Source organism: Nonomuraea turkmeniaca, from assembly GCF_005889735.1.
GTDB classification, from domain to species: Bacteria; Actinomycetota; Actinomycetes; order Streptosporangiales; family Streptosporangiaceae; genus Nonomuraea; species Nonomuraea turkmeniaca.
Genome location: NZ_VCKY01000003.1, coordinates 92767 through 116944 on the forward strand (window position 1 = coordinate 92767; position 24178 = coordinate 116944).

At 69.8% G+C, this 24178-nt stretch carries 21 protein-coding genes and 1 pseudogene; 13 read left to right on the forward strand and 9 right to left on the reverse strand.

Annotated elements, in window-relative coordinates:
• Nucleotides 1–139: 139 nt before the first annotated feature.
• Complete coding sequence (locus ETD86_RS01685; protein ID WP_138664273.1) at nucleotides 140–1453, forward strand: FAD-binding oxidoreductase; 1314 nt, start codon at nucleotides 140–142, stop codon at nucleotides 1451–1453.
• A 30-nt stretch (nucleotides 1454–1483) separates the two neighbouring features.
• Here ETD86_RS01685 and ETD86_RS01690 read toward each other — a convergent pair whose 3' ends face one another.
• Entirely contained in the window at nucleotides 1484–2008 is a 525-nt protein-coding gene (locus tag ETD86_RS01690; protein WP_211369753.1) for a luciferase domain-containing protein, read from the reverse strand.
• 35 nt (nucleotides 2009–2043) lie between these two features.
• Entirely contained in the window at nucleotides 2044–4155 is a 2112-nt protein-coding gene (locus ETD86_RS01695) for a carbohydrate-binding protein (protein ID WP_211369754.1), read from the reverse strand.
• 292 nt (nucleotides 4156–4447) lie between these two features.
• Between ETD86_RS01695 and ETD86_RS58955 the strand changes: the two genes are divergently transcribed.
• The 4 genes and pseudogenes from ETD86_RS58955 (at nucleotide 4448) to ETD86_RS01715 (ending at nucleotide 6153) form a co-directional block, all read left to right on the forward strand.
• Nucleotides 4448–5104, forward strand: a complete 657-nt coding sequence (locus ETD86_RS58955; RefSeq protein ID WP_170222823.1) for a TetR/AcrR family transcriptional regulator — start codon at nucleotides 4448–4450, stop codon at nucleotides 5102–5104.
• A pseudogene (locus ETD86_RS01705) lies at nucleotides 5101–5511 on the forward strand (ATP-binding cassette domain-containing protein); the annotation flags it as partial. The gene ETD86_RS58955 and the pseudogene ETD86_RS01705, both read left to right, overlap by 4 nt.
• 1 nt (nucleotide 5512) lies before the next feature.
• Nucleotides 5513–5926: a hypothetical protein gene (locus ETD86_RS01710; protein ID WP_138664277.1), complete on the forward strand. Its 414-nt coding sequence runs from the start codon at nucleotides 5513–5515 to the stop codon at nucleotides 5924–5926.
• A gap of 29 nt (nucleotides 5927–5955) precedes the next feature.
• Nucleotides 5956–6153 carry a hypothetical protein gene (locus ETD86_RS01715; RefSeq protein ID WP_138664278.1) on the forward strand — a complete coding sequence of 66 codons (198 nt, stop codon included), beginning with the start codon at nucleotides 5956–5958 and terminating at the stop codon, nucleotides 6151–6153.
• Between the two features lie 30 nt (nucleotides 6154–6183).
• Here ETD86_RS01715 and ETD86_RS01720 read toward each other — a convergent pair whose 3' ends face one another.
• Together ETD86_RS01720 and ETD86_RS01725 are read right to left on the reverse strand one after the other, a co-directional pair.
• Complete coding sequence (locus ETD86_RS01720) at nucleotides 6184–6846, reverse strand: class I SAM-dependent methyltransferase (protein WP_246147502.1); 663 nt, start codon at nucleotides 6844–6846, stop codon at nucleotides 6184–6186.
• 133 nt (nucleotides 6847–6979) lie between these two features.
• Complete coding sequence (locus tag ETD86_RS01725; RefSeq protein ID WP_138664279.1) at nucleotides 6980–7771, reverse strand: hypothetical protein; 792 nt, start codon at nucleotides 7769–7771, stop codon at nucleotides 6980–6982.
• A 1198-nt stretch (nucleotides 7772–8969) separates the two neighbouring features.
• Here ETD86_RS01725 and ETD86_RS01730 point away from each other — a divergent pair.
• On the forward strand, nucleotides 8970–9401 hold the full coding sequence (locus ETD86_RS01730) for a hypothetical protein (RefSeq protein WP_138664280.1): 432 nt from the start codon (nucleotides 8970–8972) through the stop codon (nucleotides 9399–9401).
• Here ETD86_RS01730 and ETD86_RS01735 read toward each other — a convergent pair whose 3' ends face one another.
• Nucleotides 9402–10193: an ATP-binding protein gene (locus ETD86_RS01735; RefSeq protein WP_138664281.1), complete on the reverse strand. Its 792-nt coding sequence runs from the start codon at nucleotides 10191–10193 to the stop codon at nucleotides 9402–9404.
• A 187-nt stretch (nucleotides 10194–10380) separates the two neighbouring features.
• On the opposite strand from ETD86_RS01735, the gene ETD86_RS56630 reads away from it, so the two are divergent.
• Nucleotides 10381–11631 (forward strand): hypothetical protein, encoded by a 1251-nt coding sequence (locus ETD86_RS56630; protein WP_211369755.1) that lies wholly within the window; start codon nucleotides 10381–10383, stop codon nucleotides 11629–11631.
• Between the two features lie 22 nt (nucleotides 11632–11653).
• Here the strand turns inward: ETD86_RS56630 and ETD86_RS54750 are convergent, their stop codons facing one another.
• Nucleotides 11654–11797, reverse strand: a complete 144-nt coding sequence (locus ETD86_RS54750; RefSeq protein ID WP_170222824.1) for a hypothetical protein — start codon at nucleotides 11795–11797, stop codon at nucleotides 11654–11656.
• A gap of 181 nt (nucleotides 11798–11978) precedes the next feature.
• On the opposite strand from ETD86_RS54750, the gene ETD86_RS01755 reads away from it, so the two are divergent.
• Nucleotides 11979–12158: a hypothetical protein gene (locus ETD86_RS01755; protein WP_211369756.1), complete on the forward strand. Its 180-nt coding sequence runs from the start codon at nucleotides 11979–11981 to the stop codon at nucleotides 12156–12158.
• A 57-nt stretch (nucleotides 12159–12215) separates the two neighbouring features.
• On the opposite strand, the gene ETD86_RS01760 is transcribed toward ETD86_RS01755, so the two are convergent.
• The 3 genes from ETD86_RS01760 to ETD86_RS01775 form a co-directional block, all read right to left on the reverse strand.
• A complete protein-coding gene (locus ETD86_RS01760) occupies nucleotides 12216–13715 on the reverse strand; it encodes an Ig domain-containing protein (protein ID WP_138664282.1) in 1500 nt (499 codons plus the stop codon).
• Nucleotides 13716–13725: 10 nt separating this feature from the next.
• Nucleotides 13726–15660, reverse strand: a complete 1935-nt coding sequence (locus ETD86_RS01770) for an Ig domain-containing protein (protein WP_211369757.1) — start codon at nucleotides 15658–15660, stop codon at nucleotides 13726–13728.
• A 98-nt stretch (nucleotides 15661–15758) separates the two neighbouring features.
• The gene (locus ETD86_RS01775) at nucleotides 15759–16790 is read right to left on the reverse strand and encodes a LacI family DNA-binding transcriptional regulator (RefSeq protein ID WP_138664283.1); all 1032 of its coding nucleotides are present in this window, start codon (nucleotides 16788–16790) and stop codon (nucleotides 15759–15761) included.
• A 126-nt stretch (nucleotides 16791–16916) separates the two neighbouring features.
• Between ETD86_RS01775 and ETD86_RS01780 the strand changes: the two genes are divergently transcribed.
• The 5 genes from ETD86_RS01780 to ETD86_RS01800 form a co-directional block, all read left to right on the forward strand.
• Nucleotides 16917–18803 carry a glycoside hydrolase family 127 protein gene (locus ETD86_RS01780; RefSeq protein ID WP_138664284.1) on the forward strand — a complete coding sequence of 629 codons (1887 nt, stop codon included), beginning with the start codon at nucleotides 16917–16919 and terminating at the stop codon, nucleotides 18801–18803.
• Between the two features lie 12 nt (nucleotides 18804–18815).
• Nucleotides 18816–20183, forward strand: a complete 1368-nt coding sequence (locus ETD86_RS01785; protein ID WP_138664285.1) for an ABC transporter substrate-binding protein — start codon at nucleotides 18816–18818, stop codon at nucleotides 20181–20183.
• Nucleotides 20183–21064, forward strand: a complete 882-nt coding sequence (locus ETD86_RS01790) for a carbohydrate ABC transporter permease (RefSeq protein WP_138664286.1) — start codon at nucleotides 20183–20185, stop codon at nucleotides 21062–21064. The genes ETD86_RS01785 and ETD86_RS01790 overlap by 1 nt, the downstream gene beginning before the upstream one ends.
• The gene (locus ETD86_RS01795; protein ID WP_138664287.1) at nucleotides 21061–21963 is read left to right on the forward strand and encodes a carbohydrate ABC transporter permease; all 903 of its coding nucleotides are present in this window, start codon (nucleotides 21061–21063) and stop codon (nucleotides 21961–21963) included. Before ETD86_RS01790 ends, ETD86_RS01795 begins: the two co-directional genes overlap by 4 nt.
• Before the next feature lie 50 nt (nucleotides 21964–22013).
• Nucleotides 22014–24178 (forward strand): P-loop NTPase fold protein (locus ETD86_RS01800; RefSeq protein ID WP_211369758.1); only part of this gene is annotated, 2165 nt, incomplete at its 3' end.

The following is a 24178-nucleotide window of genomic DNA, read 5'->3' on the forward strand; positions in this document are numbered from 1 at the left end:
TCGATATTCGGCGGAGTCGGCGTGTGACATGTATCACGCTCATTTGCTCGGTCCGGCCCGTCACCTCTTCGCGCGCCAGGTCGTCATAGGGGTGGTCCCGGCGGAACGGGACCCCAGCACCTGAAAGGGAACGCGAAAGATGACGAACAACGACCTGCGCGGCGCCGTCGGCGGCCGCGTGTTGCTGCCCGGCGACCACGGGTTCGAGCAGGCGGCCAAGGCATGGAACCTGTCCGTGGAACAACGGGTGGCCGCCGTCGTCGAGGCCGCGGGCGCCGGCGACGTGGCGGCCACCGTCATGTACGCCCGCCGCTCCGGCCTCGCGGTGACCGCCCAGCCGAGCGGGCACGGCGCCTCCGGCGACACCGACGGCGTGATCCTCCTGCGTACCGGCAGGCTGGACGAGGTGCACGTGAATCCCGGCGAGCGCACGGCGCGCGTCGGAGCCGGCGTTCAATGGGGGAAGGTCCTGGCGGCGGCCGGACCGCACGGGCTGACCGGCCTGGCGGGCAGCAGCCCCATCGTGAGCGTGACCGGCTACACCCTGGGCGGCGGCCTGAGCTGGTTCGGCCGCAGGCACGGCTTCGCCGCCGACAGCGTGCGGGCCTTCGAGGTCGTCACCGCGGACGGCGAGCAGGCCAGGGTCACCGCGGACACCGACCCCGACCTGTTCTGGGCGCTGCGCGGCGGAGGCGGGGACTTCGCGCTGGTGACGGCCGTCGAGTTCGGCCTGCACCCGGCCCCGAGCCTGTACGGCGGCCGCGTGCTGTGGCCGGGACACCGCACGCGCGAGGTGTTCGACGCCTTCCTGGAGATCACCGCCGAGGCCCCCGACGAGCTGTCCGTCTGGTTCACCCGGCTGCAGATCCCGCAGGCGCCGCCCATGGTCGGGATCGACAGCGCCTTCCTCGGCGGCGAGGCCGAGGGGCAGGCGCTGCTCGCTCGCCTCGACAAGATCGGCGACGTGATCGCCGACAAGCGCGGCCCCGTCGCCGTCGCGAACCTGGGCGACATCACCGCCGACCCCACCGACCCGGCGCCTGGCCGCGCACGGAACGAGCTCCTGACCGGATTCGACGACGCGGTGATCGACGTGTTGATCAGCCGGCCGATCGAGCCGGTGCTCGGCGTCCAGATCCGGCACCTCGGCGGCGCGCTGGCCGCCTCCCGTCCGGACGCCGGGCCGAGCGGACCGCTGGCGGAGCCCTACCTGCTCTCCCTGGTCGGGCTGGCGCTCAACCCCGAGCTGTCCGCGGCCGTGGGCGCCAAGCAGGCCGGCATCGTCGAGGAGCTCGGCGCGCGGGTCAGCGGGCGCAAGCCGTACACGATGCTGGCGCGGGGCGAGCGGGCGGCGGCGGCCTTCTCCGCGGACACGATCGCCCGGCTGCGGGAGATCAAGCGGGCCCGCGATCCGCAGGGCGTGCTGCGGGCCAACTTCCCCGTGCTGGCGTAACCGCGTCGCCGGGAGGGGCAGAGCCTCCGGTCAGAGGACCTGGCCGGAGGCGAAGGCGTGGCTGCGGCGCACCAGCTCCCAGACCGTCTCCAGCTCGTCCTCGTCGCGCGGCCCGTACACCATGACCAGCGTCGGCGCGTGCCGGCCGTCGCGGACCACAGGGTGCGGCTCGCCCCAGCCCTTCTCCACCACCTCGGCGGCGTCCCGCTCGGGCAGCAGCAGGTGCAGGCTGCCGTCGAGGGGGCCGTGCAGGTGGGCGAACTCGGTGCTCTCGCGGGCGACCATGGTGGCCGGTCCCTTCGCCGGCGCCATGGCCGGCCCCGCGGCGTGCGCCGGATTCATGTGCAGGGCGCGGGTGTCGGCCAAGGAGACGACGCTCGCGCCGGTGCGGATGTGATCGAGACCGATCATGCGCTGCCACAGCTCTTCCTGCAGCTCGGCCGGTGCGATCTGGTCGAGCTGCTGGTGCGGGATCTCAGGGTAGGTCGCCGGGCGGGGACCTACCCGCTCCGGCAGACCTACCATGACCGACATTTCGCTCTGTTTAGTGCTCACAGGTAGTTATCATACAATTACTCTCTGGCATTGCCTCAGCCGATCGGTGCCGCGATCTGGATGAGGTCGATGTCGGGGGCGTAGCCGGCGGAGGCGTTGCCGAACGTGATCGTGTTCGCGCCCGCGGCCAGGGTCACGTCGACGACCGTGGTGCGGTAGTTCGACCAGCCCAGCGTGTTGCGGAAGTAGTGCCTGGCCCCCGGTCCGCCGTTGACGGAGATGTCGGCGTAACGGTCGACGATGTTGGAGTTGTAGTTGGTGGCGCCCTCGCCCAGCTCGCCGTTGGCGTAGGTGACGACCATGCGGTAGCGGCCGGCGGCCGGGGCCGTGACGTTGTTGAAGCGCAGCGTGTTGGCCGCGCCGGCACCGATGTAGCCGACGTACGAGCCGCCCGACGCCGCGGAGTTGGACGCGACCCTCGCGGCGCCGCTCAGCGTGTTGGTGGGGGATTCAGCCTGGTACGAGGTGATCGTCCCGGTGGTGGGCGTGACCTCGATGTAGTCGATGTTGACCGCGTCCCGGTCGTCGGAGGCGTAGGCGTTGACGTCGACGCGGTTGATTCCGGCGGTCAGGAACACCTTGGTGGTGACGGTGTTCCAGGTGTTCCAGTCCGCGGTGCCCGGCAGCGTCACGGTGGTGAGGTCGGCGCCGTTGAGCCGCATCCGGATCGAGCGGGTGGCCGGGGCGCCGCTGTACGGGCCCGCCGAGTAGCGCAGGGCGATGGTGTGGTAGCCGTCCGCCGGGGCGGTCACCACGAACTTGGTGCTCGCGCTGGTGCTGGCGCCGTACCCCTCGGAGAAGGACGTGCCCGAATAGCCGGTGTTCGAGCCGTACGTGACGCGGGCGGAGCCGGCCAGGGCGGCGTACTCGGCCTCGTACCGCTGTGCCGAGCCCACCTGGGACAGGTCCTTGTTGGGGGTCACGATCACGTGGTAGGCCGACGTTCCCTTCAAGCCGGTCAGCGGGATCGTGATCTGCCCGCCGGAGGCCGTGTAGTCGCTCTCGCTCACCCGATACGGGCCGGGGGAGGGGTTCAGGCCGGTGCTGTCGACGCCCCACACGGTGGCGTGGACCGTCGTGCCCAGGTAGGACGGGATGCCCTTGACCACGACGTTCGTGTCGTACGTGCCGCTCGCCGGGTTGTTGCCGCCGAAGATCACCCGAGCCTGCTTCGTGGCCGGGTCCAGCGCCGCCACGCCCTGCAACGGGCCGCCGGGCGCGGGCGGGGTGACGGCGACCGTCGTGCCGGTCAGCTCGCCGTACCACTTGTACAGCCACCAGCCGCCGGTCGCCTGGTTGTTCCCGGTGACGAGGTCGTTGAGCCCGCCGGCCGTCGTCCAGTACGCCAGGCAGCCGTCGACCTTGCTGTTCTCGAACTTGGCCACGAACTGCACCAGATTCCCCGGGACGCCGAGGTCGCCGGAGAACCGGCCGTACTCGTTGATCGAGATCTGGCGCGGGGAGACGCCCAGGCTCGACTCGATCGCCCGGTAGTCGTTGTAGTGCTCGTGCCAGCTGGTGTAGAAGTCGTCGCCGAGCTCGTGCCACGTCGTCACGTCCGGGAGCACGTTGTTGTCGCGGGCGAACGTCATGAACCTGCGCAGGTCGGCCGAGCGGTAGGAGGCGAAGTTCGGGCCGGCGATGCGGGCGCCGGGGTCGATGGAGCGGATGCGCTGGTAGACGGTCCTGTAGTCGTTGAGGAAGCCGGTCAGGTTGCCTGCGTACCAGATCTGGTCGGGCTCGTTGAACGGGACGTAGACGTAGGAGGTGCGGTACGGGTCGGCGACGACCTTCCTCGTCATCGTGTCCACCTTGGCCAGGTAGTCGTTGATGCCGAGGTTCTCGTACGGCCACTGCTTGTAGATGTCCTGCATGTAGATCTGGATGTCGCGGCCGCCCGCCCGCTTGAACATCGGGGCGACCTTGAGCGCGTCGCCGTTCGGGTGCTGCAGGCCGTCGGGGGCCTTCTGGGCGGTGACCTGGGGTTTGAGAGCGGCCAGCATGGTCTCGTTCGGGATGCCCTCGTCGCCGAGCCCGTACAGGAAGCCGGTCGCGCCGTAGCGCAGGGGGCCGGTATGGGTGGCGAGGTCGACGACCAGCTGGGACGGCGCGGCGGCGCCGGGAGTCGCGGGTACCACACTGATCACGAGGGCCGCCGCCAAGGCTGCGGACCAAACATTTCTCCTCCTCATGGCGCTCCTCACAGCGCTCGATGTGATCGGTCACATCTTTCTGATGCCTGAGTGTGATCGGTCACATCGATCAGGAGAAGAGGTGTTTCCAGGTTGTTACCGAAGTGGCACGGCAGTCGCGGCGCGGGCCCGTAAGGCACGTGGCCACCCGTGGAAGGATGACGTGTCTCCACGGACTACCCAAGCGGATAGTTTTATGCACGACCGGGTAATATGCTGTACAAGTGAATCGAAAGTCGGCAACAGGGTGAGAGCAGCGGCTCCCGAGGACCTGACCGCGCGGGCGCGCATCAGAGACGCGGCCATGCAGCACTTCGGCGACCTCGGCTACGAGGGGGCGACGCTCCGCGGCATCGCCGAGACCGCCGGCGTCTCACCTGGCCTGGTGCGTCACCACTTCGGGTCCAAACAAGGGTTGCGCGAGGCCTGCGACGAGCACCTGATCAGAATGATCAGGCAGGTCAACGACCAGACCAGGGCGGGCATGGCCTCCGGAGCGCTGACCTCCGTGCTCGCCGCGCGGTCCGCGCTCGTCGGGCCCTACCAGCGGTACATGACGCGGGCCCTGGCCGAGGGCGCGGCGGGCGCGCTGTTCGACGAGCTCGTACGGCTTTTCGTGCCGTGGCTGAACGACGCCGACAAAAGCCGCCCGGATCCCCCCACGGTGGACGTCAAGATCCGCGCGGCCATCGGCGTGGCGATGGGCTTGTCCATCGGGGTGTTGCACGGGCACATCTCGCGGACGATCGGCGTCGACGTGTCCAGCCCCGAAGGTGACCGCCTGCTGGCTCGCGCTCTCGTCGACATCTATTCGCATCCCATGCTCAGCATCGAGGACGCGGGCCGGATCCTGCGTGCGCTCGATGAGGCTGAGTCCTCATCCCCTCAAGGAGAATCACGATGACTGACGCCATCGCGGTGTCCGGTCTGGTCAAGACGTTCGGCACCAGCCGGGCACTGAACGGCCTGAATCTCACGGTCGGCACCGGCGAGGTGCACGGCTTCCTGGGGCCCAACGGCGCAGGCAAGACGACGACCATCCGCGTGCTGCTCGGCCTGCTGCGGGCCGACGGGGGACAGGTGCGCCTGCTGGGCGGCGATCCCTGGCGCGATGCGGTCAACCTGCACAAGAGGCCGGCCTACGTGCCGGGCGATGTGAGCCTCTGGCCGAACCTGACGGGAGGTGAGGCCATCGACCTCTTCGGCGACCTGCGCGGCGGGCTGGACAGGACCCGCCGGGCCGAGCTCGTGGCACGATTCCAGCTGGATCCCACCAAGCGGTGCCGCACCTACTCGAAGGGAAACAGGCGCGATGACCGGCAACGCGGGCGCCGCCAAGATCCTTGATCAGCTCGCCGGCGCGGATGTCGCGAACCTGGTGAACACCTTCTACGCGGCAATGATGAACGTGTACGGCGTCCTGGCGGCAGGCTTCGTGGTCCAGGCGCTGCTGCGGCTGCGTACGGACGAGGCGGGCGGAACGGCCGAAGCGGTGCTGGCCACCGCCGTGGGCCGGGTCCGCTGGGTGATCGCGCACCTGGCCTGCGCGGTGATCGGCGCCACCGCCCTGCTGGTGGCGGCGGGCGCGGGCATGGGGCTGGCCGATGCCGCCGTGGGCGGCGTCACCGGCGTGGGCCCGCTGATGGGCGCCGGGCTGGCGCAGCTGCCCGCCGCGCGACCCTGGCCGGCTTCGTCGTTCTCGCTTTCGGCCTGCTGCCCCGGCTGACCGTCACGCTCGCCTGGGCAGCGCTTGTAGTGAGCATTGTCTGTGGGTTGCTCGGCGAGGTGTTCGGACTGCCCCAGACGGTGCGGGACCTGTCGCCGTTCAGCCATGTGCCGCCGATCCCGGCCGCCGAAGTGACATTCGCGCCGCTCGCGGCGCTGGTGCTCACGACCGCCGGGCTGGCGGCGATGGGGCTGGCCCTGTTCCGGCGCAGGAGCCTGGCACTCTAGGCGCTCGGCTGCCTGCTCACCACCGCCCGCTCACCCTCGCCTGCTCACCCTCGCCTGCTCACCCCCGCCGGCGGCCCGCTCTCCGGCCGTGCGCCGAGGACGGCGGGCCACGTAGACCACCGCGGGAGGCAGGTTACGCCAGACCGTCATGCTGGTCACGACCTCCTCGAACTCGGTCCGCAGGCCACCGATCAGCCGCCTCGCCGGGGCGGCCCAGCGCGTCCAGTTGTAGGCGAACTGCGTGTAGACCCCGGCGGGGGACAGAACGCGAGCCACCGACTCGACCAGTGGGGGCTGCCCGGCGTAGGCGACCCACGGCAGGCCGCTGACCACGACGTCCACCGGCCCGACGCCGAGCCCGGAGAGCAGGCCGGGCAGGCGTGCGGCGTCCTCGCACACCACCTCGACCGACGGGTACGCCCGCGCGATCTCCGCGGCGAACCTGTCATTGAGCTCGACCACGACATGCCTGCCACGGCCGCCCAGCCGTCGCTGGATGGCCGAGGTGAAGGCGCCCGTCCCCGCGCCGAGCTCGACCACGACCGGCTCGCCACGCTCCGGGACGCCCACCACCATCCGCGCCGCCAGCCACGGCGAGCTGGGCAGCACCGAAGCCGTACGCATGGGCGACCTGACGAATTCCCACAGGAACCGGCCGCTGCCGCCGCCACGACGCGCCTGATCGGTTGTCACAGTCCTTCTCCCCGGGCCGGCTCCGCCATCCGCTCAAATCCTTGCTTACGTGCGACGGCGCGACGTAGCGCGGGCGTGGCTCACAGATGAACACCAGGGCCTGTGACCGAAGATCGAGACGCCGGCCCGCCGCCTACCGCAGGGCGGGTGCGGGCGCCGGAGAGGCCGGTGCGCTCTCCCGAGACAGGTCCTCAGAGGGTGACGGGGTGGATGGGGTCGCCGGTGGCGACCCCAGCGTGGCCGGCGGACTGTACGGAGCGGGTGTGACGGACACCGTGCCGCTCGGGGCCGGGGTCGCGGTGACCTGCCCGCGGATCGAGGACGGCGTGGGTGAGGGAGCCGGTGATCCGGCACCGGCCGGCGCCGGCGAGGCCGAACGGGAGCGCGGCTGCCGCAGGGCGGGCTCGGCTCGCCGCTCCTTGGGGCCGTGCCGCCTGCCGGGCTCGGCCTTCCTGAGGGTCTTGCCGTTCACCTGGTCGGCCACCGTCTGCCCGGCGAGGATCTGGTAGATCAGGATGCCGCCGAAACTGATCGTGAACACCAGCGCGGCGGCCGCGCCCACGCGCAGCCACCCCAGCCGCCCGCGCGGCGGGTGCGGCAGCGTGACGGGCGGTGTCGCGGCTTCGGACTGGGCCGGGCGCTTGCGCCAGCTGGTCGTGGTGTGCTGCCTGACCTTGTCGCCGGTACGCCGGAGATAGTGGGTGTAGATGTCGGTGCCCACCATGGTGGCCACGCTCATCAGCGCCGCGCCGATCACGGTCCCCGCCATGCCGAGATAGGAGGCCGCGATCGCGGCTGTGAGAGCGGCCAGGGCGCCACCGATGATCTGCGTGACGCTCAGTCGCACGTGGCGCCGCTTCCCGCGCCCGGTTCGGGTGGTGATCGTGCTCTTGCTGCTGGTCGGGGTCTGGTGCCTGCCGGTCATGGCTCCGCTGGCCAGCCTTCCTCGTGATCGGGCGCGAGTGCGCCCCTGGCGTGTTCGTGGTGCTCGCGCCCGGCTGGTAGAGAATCCATCGGGTCGGAATCGGGGCCGGGCCACAACGGGACAACAAGGGTGATGTGTGGCGCGCCGACCATGGCCGTGACGGCCGAGCGGCGGCTCCCGGGCGCTGCTGGGACCAGCCACGATGGCATACTCGGGCAAAGCCGTCAGCCCCGACGCGCGGCGCCTGGCCTCCTCCTGATCAGGACGTTGCCATCTTTGGGACATTCGTCGCCCACACCGGCACCCTGAGCGCGACACCGGCGGCGCGTGCCGCTGCGGCGCCTCGCCCGTCAGCCGGCCAACCGCCCGAGTCCGCAATCCTCCCAGGTCAACCTGCCGCCCTCGTCCCGCGCGAACGCGCGCCGGGGAAGCCGGCGTCCGGCAGCAGCCCGCACATACGGAGCCACCGGCTCCCCGGGTCCTGGCGGCTTCGGCGGCGATCGCGGCCCTCAGATCGGCGGCGACCCGTCGACGGCCGTGCGCTGTCACGGCGGCGAGGCTGGGCTCTCCGGCGCCGCCGTGGACGGGGGATTTGCGGCTCGCCGAGGTGCCGAGCCGTCGGCGACACGGCTCGGCGAGCTGCCGCCCGATGGTGGAGGCCGGCCCGTACAGCCTGGTCCGCGATCTCGGGCCGGTGGTGCAGCGCCAACCTGACGGGCTGACGGGCTGACGGGCTGACGGTCGAGCGGGCGCTATTTCCCATGTAGCGCCTCCTCATCGAGACGTTGAAACCGTTCGATCAGGAGTTCTTTGATGACGATTCTCGGGACCGGCGCGACCGGGACGGTCGGCCGCCAGATCGTGGCGCAACTCGGCGGGCGCGGCGCGCCGGTCCCCGCCCTGACCAGGAACCCCGCCGCGGCCCGGCTGCCGGCCACTGTCGAGGTGGCCTGTGAGGACCTGACCGCGCCACTTCGCCGCCGAGCAGCCCGCGCTCTTCGTGCAGGACGTCACGGCGTTCTTCGCGAAGCTGCGCTGAGGACCGGAGTCTGCGCGCAGCGTCAATGGCGGTGCGCGCACGGCCAACGCCAGGCAAGGGGCCGCCGTCCCATCATGGAACCCGATTCCGGCGAAGCCCACTCATCGGGGAACGGGCTCAGGGCTGAGCGACACGACGAACAGAGTCCGCCGTTACATCATGATCAAGTCACCCATCACGACCATCGTCAAGGCGGGATCGGCCGGCGTCATGGCCGCTGTCATGGCCGCCGGCCTGCTCGGCACTCCGGCCTTCGCCGCCCCCGGCACGACCGGAGAGAGCACGATCGCGGGTGCCGCCTGCAGGAACATCTCGGGCAGCCCGAAGGGCGCCGCCAACGCGGACATCTCGGTCCGCGTCTGCTGGCACCCGCGCAAGCGGGTCACGTGGACGGCCTACTTCTATCCCAGGGGCACGCGCATCGCCCTCGAAGGGACCGTCGTCCGCAAGGGCGTCGTCAGCACCTACAAGTCACGCACCAGGGTGTCCTACAGCACCGCGCGCGGGACGTACCGCAAGGTCGACCACGTGTGGTTCAAGGCGTGCAAGGTGCGCGGCAACGTGTTCTACGCCTGCGCCGCGATCCGCTGATCAAGCCCAGCGAGGCGCCGGAGCGGCAGGAGGCGGCCGGTAGCTGCACGTGGCGCCGGTGGAGACCGACGCCCGCAGGTGGGCGGCCAACTCGGGGTGGCGCTGGTCGAGCTGGCGCAGCGCGTTGCGGATGCGGTCGGTGACCGCCTTGCGGGCACGCTCCGCCTCGTCGCCCAGCCTGCGGGGCCGCCCGCCGAGACCGGCGGCGGCCCGCAGCTCGCCGAGCAGCGCCTGCCGCTCCGCGTCGAGCTCGGCCGCGCGTCGAGCTCGGCCGCGCGTCGATCGCGGCCGAGCTCGACGGCACGGCCGATCTCGTCGTCCGAGCTGCTCCAGCCGCTTCCGGTAGCGGGTCCTGGCCTCCTCGTCGAGCACGTCGTCGCCGCCGAGGCGGCCTGCCGCCACCACCACCTCGCCTCCCGACGGGTTGAGCAGCTCGACCGCGGACACGTCCACGCCCAGGCGCTCCAGCAGGATGCGCAGGTCTGCCAGACCCCTTGGAGTCGGGCAGGTGCACGGTGCGGCCGGCGAAGGCCAGGGTCCAGACCTCGCCGTCGAAGCGGAAGGCGGCGGCTCCGGGGCGCGGCAGGCGTATGGGCATGCCGACCAGCAGGAGCCGCTGAGCAGCCGCGCCCCACCGTGGACGGCCTCCTGCGCCGCGCTCGCCACCAGCGTGGACTTGCCGATCCCTGCCTCGCCGGTGACGAGCACCAGCGACCCGTGGCTGACCAGCGTGCGCTCGATCTCCCCGCGCAGGACCGCCGCGGGCCGGTCCCGTCCGATGAGCATCGCCATGCGGGCACCTTACGCGGACGCATCGACAACGCCGCGGCACCGATCGGGCAGCTGAAAGTTTCACCGGGAAGCCGCAGGTCGGTCACCGGCCCATCCAGGGGCGAGTTGACGGACGTCCCCGCACATGCGATCAAGGCTCGGACAGCGAAAGGCAGGAAATGCTAGCGCTACCACGCGGAGGCCCCCTATGAAACGCCTGGCCATCCTGCCCCTCCTATTGATCACCTGGCTGCTCTTACCCCTCGACGAAGCCCTGGCCGACACGAACGTGGCCCGATCGGCGACGCCGTCGGCCTCGTACACCTCGCCGTGGGAGAGCGTCGCGGCGATCAACGACGGCATCGACCCGCCCAGCTCCAACGACACCGTCAACCGCCGCTGGGGCACCTGGCCCAACACCGGAACCCAATGGGCCGAGCTCACCTGGAGCTCATCGCAGACCATCAGGTCCGCCGACGTGTACTTCTTCGACGACGGCGGCGGCGTGCGCGTACCCGCCTCGTGGAAGCTCCAGCGCTGGACCGGCAGCGCCTACGCCGACATCCCCGGCACGTACCCCATCGCGGTCAACGCCTACAACACGGTCACGTTCTCGCAGGTCAGCACCACGCGGTTGCGCGTGGTCCTGCAGAGCGGCCAGGCGTCGGTCGGGCTGCTGGAGATCAGGGCATGGGCGCCGGACTCGGGCCCCGGCCCGAGCGGCTGGAACCCGCCCGCCAACCTGGTCACCCCGCTCAACGAGGTGTGGCAGCACCAGGAGAGCACCTACCCCAACCTGTACGGGTTCCGCAACTACGGGTGGGACCAGGTCATGGCCAACGGCGGCTCGATCAACTACTGCGTCCGCTGGGACACCAGCGCCACGGTGACGGCCGCCCAGCGTGACCAGATCCACGCCGCGCTGGCCCGCCAGTTCAAGAAGTGGATGGACGTCATGGTCGGCCACAACGGCTGGCCGTACACGAACGTGCCGGTCAAGGTGGTCGGCTGGGCCGTGCGCGACCGCGCCCAGCTCCAGTGGAGCGACACCTCCGTCGACATCTACGTCAACAACATCCGCGAGAACGCGCCGCAGTGCGCCGAGCCGTGCGGCCGCTTCTTCAACCAGAGCGGCAACTACCCCAACTGCCCGGGCGGCGCGTCACACCACTACGACATGTCGCTCTGGCTCACCGCGGGCTTCAGCGGTGGCGCGGGAGGCGACTGGGGGCAGCGGATCGGCAGCGAGTACTACATGAGCAACCTCAACGCCGACAACATCCACATCCTGCTGCATGAAATGGGCCACTCGTTCGGCCTGGACGACTTCTACGACTGGACCCCGACCGGCCAGTGCTGCTTCCTCATGAAGGCGGGCAGCGCCGCGTCGATCACGGAGTTCGACGCGTGGATGTTCCGGGACTGGTGGCGGCACCTGAAGAGCCGCTACGGCCTCTGAGCAGGCAGACGAGGGCCGGCCGCTACACAGGCGGCCGGCCCTGGGTACCCACGGCGATCGTGTACTGGCGGGTGACGGGAGCGTTCAGCAAGGCCGGCGTGCACACCGGGTGGGTGCTGGTGCGCTCGTCGGGCTTCTTCGACATCACCACCCGATTCGGCCGCACGGGGTGGCATCCATCACAGGCACGTCCGCCTGCTCCAGCGCGCCGACGGCTACGCCTACACCCTCCAGGAGGAATCATGCTGACCGTACGTCGTTTGCGCCCGGCCTGCTGAAGACCAGGCATCCACAGTGCAAGTTGGAGTACCGCCGGGTTCGGCGGCGACCGGGGCAGCGAGTACTACATGTCCAACTTCAACACCGACAACATTCACATCCTGCTGCATGACATGGGGCATTCGTTCGGCCTGGACGACTTCTACGACCGGACGCCGACTGTGGTGTGCTCCTTCCTGATGAGGGCCGGCAACGCATCCAGATCACCGAGTTCGACGCGTGGATGCTGTGCGACTGGCGCCACCTGAAGAGCCGTTACGGCCTGTGAGCCTTGGGCGCGACGCGGGTTCGCGTCGCGCCCCGAGTCAACCTACGGTGAGGGTGTACGCGCGGGTGACGGGCGTGCTCGATTTGTCGTAGTCCCGGAGCTGCACGGTGACCTCATAGGACCCGGCCGTGACCGGCTTACCGGTGATCGCGCCGGTGAACCGGTCCAGGCTCAGCCCCTCGGGCAGCTCACCGCGCACGACCTGCCAGTCGTAGAACGGCACACCTCCCTTGGCCTTCAGCCGCTGGTCATACGCGGCCCCGGCGGTCGCCGCGGGCAGCGAGGCGGTCTCGATCGAGGGCTTGAGGAACGGGGTCAGGTTCCGGTTGAGCTTCCAACCGGCGGCCTCCGCGATCAGCAGCGTGAGCTTGGTCAGCTCCCACCGCCTGGTCGGGAAGTGGTGCCGCCAGCCGCCGTTCTGACCGCTGAGCCGGTCCCAGTACGGTTCGTCACCGGGCACGTGGTAGCTGGTGTCGAGCGGCACCGGGTAGCCCTGGTAGTCGATGACGTCCTTGTAGCCGGCGCCCTTGGCGGCCACGTAGTCGGCCATGCCCTTCCAGTCGCTGTGGAAGGCGACCGCGTGGCCGTACTCGTGCATGACCAGGCCCTGCACGTCGATGTACTGGCCGAGGTCCGTCTTGTGCCAGTCCTCGTCCTCCAGGGACGTGAACAACTTCATGAGCTGCTCGTCGTACTCCAGGATCATGCTGGTGGAGCGGTGGTAGGGGGTCGGCTTGCGGTCCTGGGTGTGGAACTTGCCGTTGACCGTGGGGTAGCCGGTCGAGTACGGCGTCTGGATGCCGCGGAACCACACGTACATGCCGTTGTACGGCTTGGCGTTCGTGACCTCGACCTCGTTCTGCCAGTCGTTGCCCGGCAGCCGGTTCACCTCGTCGCCGGCCGGGACCGTGTCGAACGGCTCCAGGTCGAAGAAGGCGAACCAGTTCCTGACCGCCTTCTCGGCGGCCTTGCGCACGCCGGGGTCGGAGAAGTAGCCGGTGATCGTGTCGTGCGTGTAGTCGAAGTCGATCGGGATGGTCGGTTCGAGCGGGGTCTTCTCGTCCTGCTGAACCCGGATCGGCATGGTCTGAGTGCGTTTGGCGCCGGTCGCGTCGGTGGTCTTCATGACCCACTGATGCAGCTCGTCGCTGCCCGCGCTCTGCTTGGAGTGGATGGCCAGCCGCACGACCTCCCGGTCGAACGGCCCGGTCAGGGTGAACGACTTGGTCGCGCCTGTGGCGGTCAGCTCGCTGGGCATGTTGAACATGAGCCGGGAGGTGCCCTTGGCGTGCAGGTCCACCTTGAGCGGATAGGTGATGCCGGGCACCCGCGGCGCGCGGACGGTGAGCTCGACGTGCGGGTTGGCGAGGTAGCCCTGCCAGTCCACGAGCTGCACGCCGTAGTCGTTGACCTTGCGGAAGAAGATGTCGTAGACCTCCAGCTGGGGCGCCTCCTTGGGGGCGGCGAGGCTGGGGGAGGGGAGGGACAGCGCGCCCGCCAGGGCGGCGAGCGCGCCGAACATCGCGATCTTCCTCATGGAAGCCTTTCTACGAGAATGCCTTCGCTTCCAGCAGCCCGACCGAGGCCTGGCCGCTCTGCAGCGCGACCCGGAGCCTGGTCGTGGTCACTGGGCTGAACGTGACCCGGTTGTAGGCGTTCAGCGCGGTGGGGTAGGTGCCGGGGACGTCGGCGTAGGCGCTGCCGTTCCAGTACTGCAGCTTCCAGGAGGCGGGCAGGCGCACGCCGCCGCCGTCGTCGAAGAAGTACACGTCGGCGGATCTGATGGTCTGGGCAGAGGTCCAGGTCAGCTCGGCCCACTGCGCGCCGGTGTTGGGCCAGGTGCCCCAGCGGCGGTTGACGGTGTCGTTGGAGCTGGGCGGGTCGATGCCGTCGTTGATCGCCGCGACGCTCTCCCACGGCGAGGTGTACGAGGCCGACGGCGTGGCGGTCCGCGCCAGGTTGGTCGGCGTCCCGCCGTTCCCGACGGTCAGCGTGAACGTCCTGGTCACCGGCGTGCTGAGCCGGTCGTAGTCGCGGAGCTGAACGGTGAACGTGGACGTGCCCGCGGTCGTCGGCGTGCCGGTGACGGCGCCGGTGAAGCGGTTGAGGCTCAGGCCGGCCGGCAGCGAGCCGCTGGTGACCTGCCAGTCGTAGAACGGCACTCCGCCCTTGGCCTCGAGCGTCTGCTGGTAGGCCGTGCCGGGCGTGGCCGACGGCAGCGAGGTGGTGACGATGGACGGCGGCAGGAACGGGGTGAGGTTGCGGTTGAGCTTCCAGCCGGCGTTCTCGGCCACCAGCAGGGCCAGCTTGGTCAGCATCCACCTGCGGGTGGGGAACAGGTGGGTCCAGCCGCCGCTCTGCCCGCTGATGCGGTCCCAGTAACGCTGCTCGCCGGGGATGTGGTAGCTGCTGTCGAGCGGCACGGCGTAGCCCTGGTAGGCGACCACGTCCGGATCGTTGCCGCCGCCCTGCACGTACGAGCGCATGCCGGCCCAGTCGCTGTGGAAGGCGACCGAGTGGCCGTACTCGTGCATGACCAGGCCGTGCACGTCGAGCACCGAGCCCTGGATCTCCGTCCGGTACCAGTCCTCGTCGGCGAGGGAGGTGAACAGCTGCTTGTTCGCCTCGTCGTACTCGAAGATCATCGCCGTGGAGCGGTGCAGCGGTCCTGGGAGCTGCTGGCCGCCCCGGGTGCTGTAGCGGCCGTTGTTGGCGGGGTAGCCGGTCGAGTACGGGGTCTGGATGCCGCGGAAGAACACGTACATCCCGTTGTAGGCGGCGTTGTTGGTGACGTTGATCGTGTTCTGCCAGTCGTTGCCCGGCAGGTGGTTCGGCTCGGCTCCGGCCGCGACGGTGTCGAACGGCTGCATGTCGAAGAACCGGAACCAGTCCTTCACGGCCTCTTCCGACGCCGTCCTGAAGGCGGTGTTGCCGAAGTAGCCGGTGATCGTGTCGAACCGGTAGTCGAAGGCGAGCGGGAGGGTCGGCTGCAGCGCGGTCTTCTCGTCCTGCTGCACCCGGATCGGCAGGGACTGCGGGTACGTCGTCCCGTCCGCGTCCCTGATGTTCAGCCGCAGCGTGTAACTTTCATCCTGACCGGGGCCGCGTTTGGAGTGGATCGCCAGCTTGAACGTCTTCTGCTCGGAGGCGGCGGCGAAGGTCAGGGTCTTCGTCGCGCCGGTGGCGGTGAGCTGGCTGGGCAGGTCCATCATCAGCCTGGAGGTGCCCTCGGCCTTCAGATCGACGGTGACGGGATAGCGCACCTCGGGCGGGGGTTTGACGGTCAGCTCGACGTAGGGATTGGCCAGGTAGCCCTGCCAGTCGACGAGCTTGACGCCGTAGTCGTTGACGGTCCTGCCGAACATGTCGACGACCTGGGCGGTGGGGGCGGCGGCGTGCGCGGCCTGCGGCACGCCGGTGAGTAAGGAGCTGCATAACAGCGCCGCGACGATCAGACGCGTGCGGCGGAACCCACGGTTCATCAGGACTCCTCCAACCGGTGGATTGGGAATACCTTTTCCCACGCGCACAGTAAGGTGTTACACAGCACCGGTCAATCGTAATCTACAATGTAAAGGCGTCAGGAGGTTGCACGCCGGGTCGACTCCCGCAGCACCAGGCTGGCGGGGACGATCGTCACCCCGCCGCCGGACGGCCGGCCCGCGATGGCGTCGAGGATGTGCCGGGCGGCCAGGCGCCCGATCTCGCCGAGGTTCATGTCCACCGTGGTCAGGGGCGGCCGGCAGCCCAGCGCCAGCGGCTCCCAGTTGTCGAACCCCACCAGCGCCACGTCCTCGGGCACCCGCCGCCCCCGCTCGCGCAGCGTCTCGGCCACCCCGCGGGCGATCTGGTCACTGCCGCAGAAGACGGCGTCCACGTCGGGCGCGGCGTGCAGCAGCACGTCGGCGCCCTGCCGTCCCCACTCCTCGCTCCACTGCCCGAACAGGACCTCCCCGGCCGGCTCGAGCCCGGCCTCGGACAGGGCTGTGGTCAGCCCGTGCGCCCGCCGCCGCGCGGCCTCGAACCGCTGCGGCCCCGTGACGTGCCCGATGCGGGTGCGTCCGGTCGCCAGCAGGTGCCGGGCGGCCAGCGCGCCGCCGCCCTCGTCGTCCGGGATGATCGACACGTCCGACTCGTCGGTGGACTGGGTCATGGCGTACACGACGGGAACCGGCAGGTCGCGGCCGATGCCCGGGCGTGGCTCCGTGCGCCGGCCGGTGACGATGATGCCCTCGACGCGCCGGGCCAGCAGCCGCTCGACGTAGTGGCGCTCCCGGATCGGGTCGTCGCGCGTGTCGCACATGAACACCGAGATCTGCCCGGCGCCCAGCGCGTCCTCCGCGCCCAGCATCACCGGGATGCTGAAGCGCCCGAAGCTGTCGCCCGTCACCAGGCCCACCGTGTACGTGCGCCCGGCCAGCAGGCCCTGGGCGAGCGGATTGGGCCGGAAGCCGAGCCGCTCGGCGGCGGCCAGGACCCGGCCGCGGGTCTCGTCGCGCATGCGACCGCGGCCGTTGAGCGCCTTGGACGCGGTGCCGATCGACACGTCGGCGGCGGCCGCGACGTCCCTGATCGTGATGCTCTTCGCCGTCCGTTCCGAGGGGTTGGCCAACCGACTCCCCTTTCGCGGTCATAGATGACACGCACAGTCTTACTCTTGACCAGTGATGTATCACACCTTACTCTCCGATTGAGCAAACCTATTCCCAAGTTTTCTCACCCAGAGGTCAGGAGCTCAATGCAGCAGATCCCCGGTCCCGCCGTACCCTCAGGCCGGGCCGTGTTGCGGCCGATCGGTGTCAGGGACGCCGTCATCACGGGCGGGCCGCTCGCTCGGTGGCAGGAGATCAACCACGAGGCGAGCATCCCGCTGGGCCTGGAGCAGATGGAGCGCTCGGGAGCGCTGCCGAACCTCCGGCGTGCCGGAGCTCGGGCGGGGGAGGGCGATGGGCCCTTTCAGGGGTACCGGTTCCAGGATTCCGATCTTTACAAGCAACTCGAGGCCGTTTCGTGGGAGCACGCCCGCGCCCCGGAGCCCGGCTACGCCGCGTTCGTCGAGCAGGCGTCGGCCGTGCTGGCCAGGGCGCAGCGGTCCGACGGTTATCTCAATTCGCACTACCAGGTGGTCAAGCCGGACAAGATCTACGCCGAGCTGGAGTACAGCCACGAGATGTACTGCGCCGGCCACCTGTTCCAGGCCGCGGTGGCGGCCGCCCGGGCGGGCGTCGGCGACAGCCTGCTGCCGATCGCGCGCCGCCTGGCCGACCACCTCGTCGAGGTGTTCCTGACCGGCGGCAACGACGGCATCGACGGCCACGCGGAGGTCGAGACGGCGCTGGTCGAGCTGTACCGGCTGACGGGCGAGCGCGCCTATCTCGACCTGGCGGCCAAGCTGATCGACAACCGCGGCAAGGGCCTGATCGCCGACAGCGGCATGGGGATGCTCTACGCCCAGGACCACCTGCCGGTACGCGAGGCCGACACCGCGGTCGGCCACGCCGTGCGCCAGCTCTACCTCGACGCCGGTGTCGTCGACGTCTACCTGGAGACGGGAGACGAGTCGCTGCTGGAGTGCTCGGTGCGCCGCTGGGAGGACATGGTCGCCACCAAGACGTACATCACCGGCGGCCACGGCTCGCGCCACGACGGCGAGGCGTTCGGCGAGCGCTACGAGCTGCCGTCGGACCGTGCCTACAGCGAGAGTTGCGCGGCGATCGCGAGCATCCACTGGAACTGGCGGCTGCTGCTGGCCACCGGCCAAGGCCGGTACGCGGACCTGATCGAGCGCACGCTCTACAACGCCTTCGCCGCCTCCACCTCGGCCGGCGGCACCCGCTTCTTCTACGTCAACCCGCTGCAGCGCAGGGACGACCTCGTCGAGGACGCCTACCTGGGGCGGCGCAGGGAGTGGTTCGCCTGCGCCTGCTGCCCGCCGAACATCATGCGCCTGGTGGCCTCGCTCGGCGGCTACCTCGCCACCGAGACCTCCTCCGGCCTCCAGCTGCACCAGTACGCGGCGGGCCACATCGAGGCGGCGGGCGCCCGCGTGCGCGTCGAGACCGGCTACCCGTGGGACGGCGTCGTCCGCGTCACCGTGGAGGAGGCTCCGGAGGGCGACTGGGAGCTCGCGTTGCGCATCCCGTCCTGGAGCGAGTCCACGTACGTCGACGACGGTCCCGCGCGGGCCGGCGAAGACGGATATTTCCGCATCCGCCGCGCCGCCTGGCACGCGGGCGACACCGTCGAGCTGCGGCTCGACCTGACGCCCAGGCTCATGCGCCCCCACCACAGGATCGACGCGGTCCGGGGCAGCGTCGCGCTGCAGCGCGGCCCGCTCGTCTACTGCTTCGAGCAGGCCGACCAGCCCGAGGGCGTCGAGGTGGACGACCTCGCGATCGCCCCCGACGCCGTGCCGCGCCCTGTCGCCCGCGAGATCGAGGGCGTGGGCCGGACGGTGCTGCTCGAGATCGACGCCGCCCGCACCCTCAGCCAGCCGCGCGGCGGACTGCCGTACACCGACACCCCCCTGACGACCAGCACCCGCGCGACCGCGACGGCCGTCCCCTACTTCCAGTGGGACAACCGCGACGGTGGCGCGATGCGTGTCTGGATCCCCCTCGCGTAAGGAAGCACGCCGATGAAGAGACGTGATCTGTTGAAGCTGGGCGGGCTCGCCGCCCTCGGCACCGCGGCGGCGGCCTGCGGCAGCGGCGGCGGCTCGGCTCCCGCCGGGAGCACGCAGCTGCAGTTCATGTTCTGGGGCTCGACGTTCGAGAAGAAGGCCGTCGAGAGCATGCTCAAGCAGTACGAGCAGAAGAACCCAGGTGTCACGGTCAAGCCGCTGTTCACCCCCGACGAGTACGACGTGAAGCTCAACACGCTCGTCGCCAGCAACAAGCTGCCGGACGCCGGCTACGTGCCGATGTCGATGTCCTTCCGCCTCGGCGAGCAGGGCAAGCTCGTCAACCTGTTCCCGTACCTGCAGAAATACCCGCAGCTGGCCGGCTACCTGCCGGAGGCGTACCTGTGGAGCGGCCCGGACAAGCTGCACGGCATCGCGACCGCGAACGAGTCCATGATGGTGTGGTTCAGCAAGTCCGCCGTGGCCGCGGCGGGCGTGACGCCGCCGGCCGACGCGGCCTCCGCCTGGACATGGGACCAGTTCGTCGAGAACGCCTACAAGCTCACCCTCGACCAGAGCGGCAAGCGCCCGGACGAGTCCGGCTTCGACCCCAAGCAGATCAAGCAGTTCGGCATCTCCAGCAGCATCACGTACGGCGCCGCCTGGTACGGCTTCCTGCGCAGCAACGGCGGCGACATCGCCGACGAGTCCGGCAAGAAATGCACGCTGGATTCGCCGGAGGCGATCGAGGTCTTCCAGAACCTGCAGGACCTGATCTACAAGCATCGGGTCGCGCCCGGCCCCGGCCAGCTCGCCGCCACCGGCGACGAGGTGCCCGGCACCAACATCCTGCTCAAGACCAAGCGCGTGGCGATGGTGGTGGACGGCCACTGGAGCCTGCTCGACATGAACGAGAGCAAGGTCGACTACGGCATCGGCGTGCTGCCGAAGTACCAGGAGCCGTTCACCGCCACCCAGGTGGCCGGCGCGTCGGCGGTGTTCGCCGGGAGCAAGCACGAGCAGGAGGCGGTGGAGCTGTTCGCCTTCCACAACGACCCCCGCTATGTCGACCTGTTCAAGCAGGGTCTGTGGATGCCGCAGGAGAAGAAGTACTACGAGGACCAGGCCGCCATCGACTCCTGGACCAAGAACGCCGAGCACCCGCCGGAGTTCCGTACGGCCGTCGTGGACTACACGCGCCAGCACGGCGTGCCCGACTTCCGCAACCGGGTCAAGAACATGTCCGCGATCGCCAGCGACGTGCTCACCCCCGCCCTGCAGGAGCTCGAGACCGGCAAGCGCCCGGCCGCCGAGATCCTCAAGGAGGCCGCGCCCAAGATCACCAGCATGCTGCAGGGCTGGCACCACACCCAGGACGTCTGATGCGCCGTCTGGAGACCCGCTGGGGCATCCTCATGGCGATGCCGGCCATCCTCGGGTTCCTGATCTTCACGATCGGCCCGATGGTGGCCTCGGCCTTCTTCAGTTTCACCGACTGGACGATCGGCGCGAGCCCGTCGTTCGTCGGGCTGGACAACTACGCCGCCATGGCCGGCGACGAGCTGTTCTGGAAGTCGCTGACCACCACCACGTACTACACGCTCGGCTCGGTCCCGCTGGTGCTCATCGTCAGCTTCGCCGTGGCCATGCTGCTCAACGAGAAGGTCCGCGGCCTGGCGGTGTGGCGGACGATCTTCTACCTGCCGACGCTGGTGCCGGCGATCGCCAACGTCGTGCTCTGGATCTGGATCTTCAATCCGGACTTCGGGCTGCTCAACTCGCTGCTGCGGCAGGGCGGGCTGCCCGCCTCGCAGTGGATCTACGCGGAGTCCACCGCCGTGCCGTCGCTGATCATCATGAGCACCTGGGGTTTCGGCAACACCATGGTGATCTTCCTGGCCGGGCTGCAGGGCGTGCCGCGCCACCTGTACGAGGCGGTGTCGATCGACGGCGGCGGCCCGTGGCGGCGCTTCTGGCACGTGACGTTGCCGATGATGACGCCGACGATCTTCTACAACCTGGTGGTCGGCGTGGTCGGCACGTTCCAGGTGTTCAACCAGGCGTACGTGATGACCGAGGGCGGCCCCAACCACGCCACCCTCTTCTACGTCTACTACCTGTTCCGCAAGGCGTTCACCGAGAGCGAGATGGGCTACGCCAGCGCCCTCGCCTGGACCCTCTTCATGATCATCATGGTGGTGACGTTCCTGATGTTCAGAAACGCCCGCCGCTGGGTCTACTACGAGATGGCAGGTGCACGATGACCGCCGTGGCGGCCCCGGACCGGACCGGCGCCCGCGGGGTTGCCCCGACTGAGGGGCTGCGCAAACCCCGCAGGTACGGCCGGATCCTGCTCTACCTGGCGCTGGTGGCGGGGGCCCTGCCGACCCTGCTGCCGTTCGTCTGGCTGGTGCGCAGCGCGCTCATGCAGGACGCGCAGATGTTCGTCTCGCCGCCGGAGTGGATCCCCGCCCCGTTCCAGTGGTCGAACTTCAGCGAGGCGCTGACCACGCAGCCCTTCGGCCGCTACTTCGTCAACACCCTCGTCATCGCCGTCATCAGCGTCCTGGGGACCGTGCTGACCTGCGCGGTGGCCGCCTTCAGCTTCTCCAGGCTGCGCTGGCGCGGCCGCAACGTGGTGTTCGCGCTGCTGCTCAGCGGCGTCATGCTGCCGTACGCGGTCACCCTCATCCCGACGTTCGTGATGTGGCAGGAGCTCGGCGCGCTGGACACGATCGCGCCGCTGACCGTGCCGAGCTGGTTCGCCGGGGCGGGCGGGGGAGTGTTCAACATCTTCCTGCTCCGGCAGTTCTTCCTGACGATCCCCTTCGAGCTGGACGAGGCCGCCTACATCGACGGGGCGTCACCGTGGCGGGTGTTCTGGACGATCGTCATGCCGCTGTCCAAGCCGGCGATCATCGTGGTCACCATCTTCACGTTCATCGGCACCTGGAACGACTTCCTCGGTCCGCTGCTCTACCTGCAGAGCGAGGAGAACTACACGTTGTCGCTGGGGCTGGCGTCGTTCCAGAGCATGTACCTGACGCAGTGGGGCTACCTCATGGCGGCGTCCGCGGCGGTGATCGCGCCGATCATCGCGCTCTTCTTCGTCCTGCAGCGCTACTTCATCGAGGGGGTCACGCTCACCGGCATCAAGAACTGATCTTTCCCCTATCATGCTGTGGTCATCATCGAGGAGAAGGTGCCCCGTCGTTGACCGACGAACAGCAGGACAAAGTCTTCGCCGACCTCCTGACGCGTGCGCTGGACGAGCCCGAGCTGCTGGCCAGCCTGAAAGAGCCGGACGCGCCCTCCGCCGAAGATCTCCGCGACGCGGCGCTGGCAGAGCGCACACTCATCATGAGCCAGGTGCGCACCGCGGAGGAGGAATACCGCAGAGCCGCCGCGGAACACCAGGCCCAGGAGCGGAGGCGCCGGCGGCGCAAGGGCCGGACAGTGGTCTCCGCGAGCACGGGAGCGCTGGTCATCCTGGCGGCGGGGGTCGCGTACGGCTGGAGCGTGGAGCTCGGGGACGCGCAGGCCGAACGCCGCGCCGCCGCCCTCGGTGACGTCGTCCAGAACAGCGTGAGTTCCGTCGCGGCGATCGTCGTCCTGGGCGCGATTGCCGGCGTCGTCACCTATTGGCTGATTCATCTGCTCTCGCCGGGCGTGCGGGCGAAGCAGTCGGGCGCCCGCGACGGTCAGATGGCCGGGAGCATGCTGGCGGGCGCGATGACGATGGCGCTGTTCGTGTTCACGGCCCTCGGCACCGGTCTCGAGCAGGTCGCCTGGCACTTCGTCCACCAGCGGCTACCAGGGCCGGGAGAAGGCTTGGGGTGGGAATGGCCGGTCGCCGGCGGTGCGGCGGTCGGTCTCGTGCTGGCCTTCCTGTCGTTCCTGCTCTCGTTCGGCGACACCTCCGCCAAGGGCTCGGATCTCGACGAGCGGATCCACCTCGGCCGCCTGGCCGACGATTGGGAAACCTCGCTGTACGCGAGCCTGCTGGGCTTCCTGCGCGCCCGGATCAGCGAGCAGATGAGCGAGCAGGCGGCCCGGAGGTACGCCACCGCGCTCAGCCTCGGTCCCGTGCCCGGCCTGCGCCGCGTCCGCGGCCTGGACTGGCATGTGCCCACCCCCGCCGAGCACCGGCTCCTCCTGATCAGCAGCGGCATGGACGGCGGCAGCATCGCCCTGGCCGGGCCGCGCGGCGTGGGCAAGACCGAGTTGCTCAAGGCGTTCTGCACGGGCGGCGAGGACGCCAAGCTCGCCGTTGAGCTGACCGCACCGGTCAGTTACGACCGGCGCGAGTTCATGCTGCACCTGTTCGCCAAGCTCTGCGAGCGCGTGGTGACCGCCGATCTGAAGTGTTCCGCCGAGGCCGCCAAGCATCTGCAGCACATCCGCTTCCTGCGCACCACCTCGGGGGAGGTGACCGCGGGTGGCGGCTGGGGCAGTTGGACCCTGTCGGTCAAACGCGGCACGAGCCACGCCCGCCAGCCGCTGTCCTACCCGGAGATCGTGCAGCTGCTCACGGACTTCCTGGCCGTGGTGGGGAAGGAGCTCGCCGCGGCCCGGCCCGGCCGGCGCCTGGTGGTCGCCGTCGACGAGCTCGACCGGATCATGCCGGTGAGCAGCGCCCGCGACTTCCTCAACGAGCTCAAGGTCGTCTTCGACGTGCCGCACTGCCTGTTCGTGTTGTCCGTCTCCGACGAGGCGCTGAAGGAGGCGGAGCTGGCCACGACCGGCCGCAGGGACGCCTTCGACAGCGCCATCGACGAGGTCGTCAGGGTCGAGCCGCTCGGCTACCGGACCGCGGTGAAGCTGCTGGACACCAGGGTCATCGGCCTGCCCGAGCCGTTCGCGGCGCTGTTCTATTGCCTGTCCGGCGGCATGCCGCGCGAGCTGCTGCGCACCGCCAGGGCGGCGGTCGCGCTCGTCACCCCCAGCGGATCACGCCCGCTGGCCGAGATCACCGCCGCACTCGTCGAACGCGAGCTGGCCAGGACCGCCAACAGCGCGGGGAACGGGGCGGCGGCTCCCGAGGAGCTGCTGCGGTTCTTCCGCGCGGACCTGGTCGCCGAGCAGGGAGGTCTGCGCGAGCTCGGGGATCGGATCGCCGAGCACGCCGCCATGCTGCCCGATGGCGCGCGGCTCGGCATGACGCTCGCGAACCGGGCCTACTACCTGGACACGGTGTCGGCGATCTTCTCGGCGACGCTGTCGAAGGAGCTCATCACGCGGGCGTCGCAGCCCGGTCACCCTGGTTCCTTCCCCGCCTTGGCACGGGCCCAGCACGAGATCGGGACCGCCGATGCCCTGGCCCGGTCCACCCTCCAGAAGATCAGGGCGGCTTGGCACCTCGACGCCCTCCCCCCGAT

What these genes read in the sequence shown, in the direction of transcription:
- ETD86_RS01760 (WP_138664282.1), bottom strand. Translation starts at nt 13,715, where the DNA reads ATGAGGAAGATCGCGATGTTCGGCGCGCTCGCCGCCCTGGCGGGCGCG.
- ETD86_RS01685 (WP_138664273.1), top strand. Translation starts at nt 140, where the DNA reads ATGACGAACAACGACCTGCGCGGCGCCGTCGGCGGCCGCGTGTTGCTG.
- ETD86_RS01795 (WP_138664287.1), top strand. Translation starts at nt 21,061, where the DNA reads ATGACCGCCGTGGCGGCCCCGGACCGGACCGGCGCCCGCGGGGTTGCC.
- ETD86_RS01785 (WP_138664285.1), top strand. Translation starts at nt 18,816, where the DNA reads ATGAAGAGACGTGATCTGTTGAAGCTGGGCGGGCTCGCCGCCCTCGGC.
- ETD86_RS01725 (WP_138664279.1), bottom strand. Translation starts at nt 7,771, where the DNA reads ATGACCGGCAGGCACCAGACCCCGACCAGCAGCAAGAGCACGATCACC.
- ETD86_RS01770 (WP_211369757.1), bottom strand. Translation starts at nt 15,660, where the DNA reads ATGAACCGTGGGTTCCGCCGCACGCGTCTGATCGTCGCGGCGCTGTTA.
- ETD86_RS01780 (WP_138664284.1), top strand. Translation starts at nt 16,917, where the DNA reads ATGCAGCAGATCCCCGGTCCCGCCGTACCCTCAGGCCGGGCCGTGTTG.
- ETD86_RS01735 (WP_138664281.1), bottom strand. Translation starts at nt 10,193, where the DNA reads ATGGCGATGCTCATCGGACGGGACCGGCCCGCGGCGGTCCTGCGCGGG.
- ETD86_RS01790 (WP_138664286.1), top strand. Translation starts at nt 20,183, where the DNA reads ATGCGCCGTCTGGAGACCCGCTGGGGCATCCTCATGGCGATGCCGGCC.
- ETD86_RS01730 (WP_138664280.1), top strand. Translation starts at nt 8,970, where the DNA reads ATGATCAAGTCACCCATCACGACCATCGTCAAGGCGGGATCGGCCGGC.
- ETD86_RS01710 (WP_138664277.1), top strand. Translation starts at nt 5,513, where the DNA reads ATGACCGGCAACGCGGGCGCCGCCAAGATCCTTGATCAGCTCGCCGGC.
- ETD86_RS56630 (WP_211369755.1), top strand. Translation starts at nt 10,381, where the DNA reads ATGAAACGCCTGGCCATCCTGCCCCTCCTATTGATCACCTGGCTGCTC.
- ETD86_RS01755 (WP_211369756.1), top strand. Translation starts at nt 11,979, where the DNA reads ATGTCCAACTTCAACACCGACAACATTCACATCCTGCTGCATGACATG.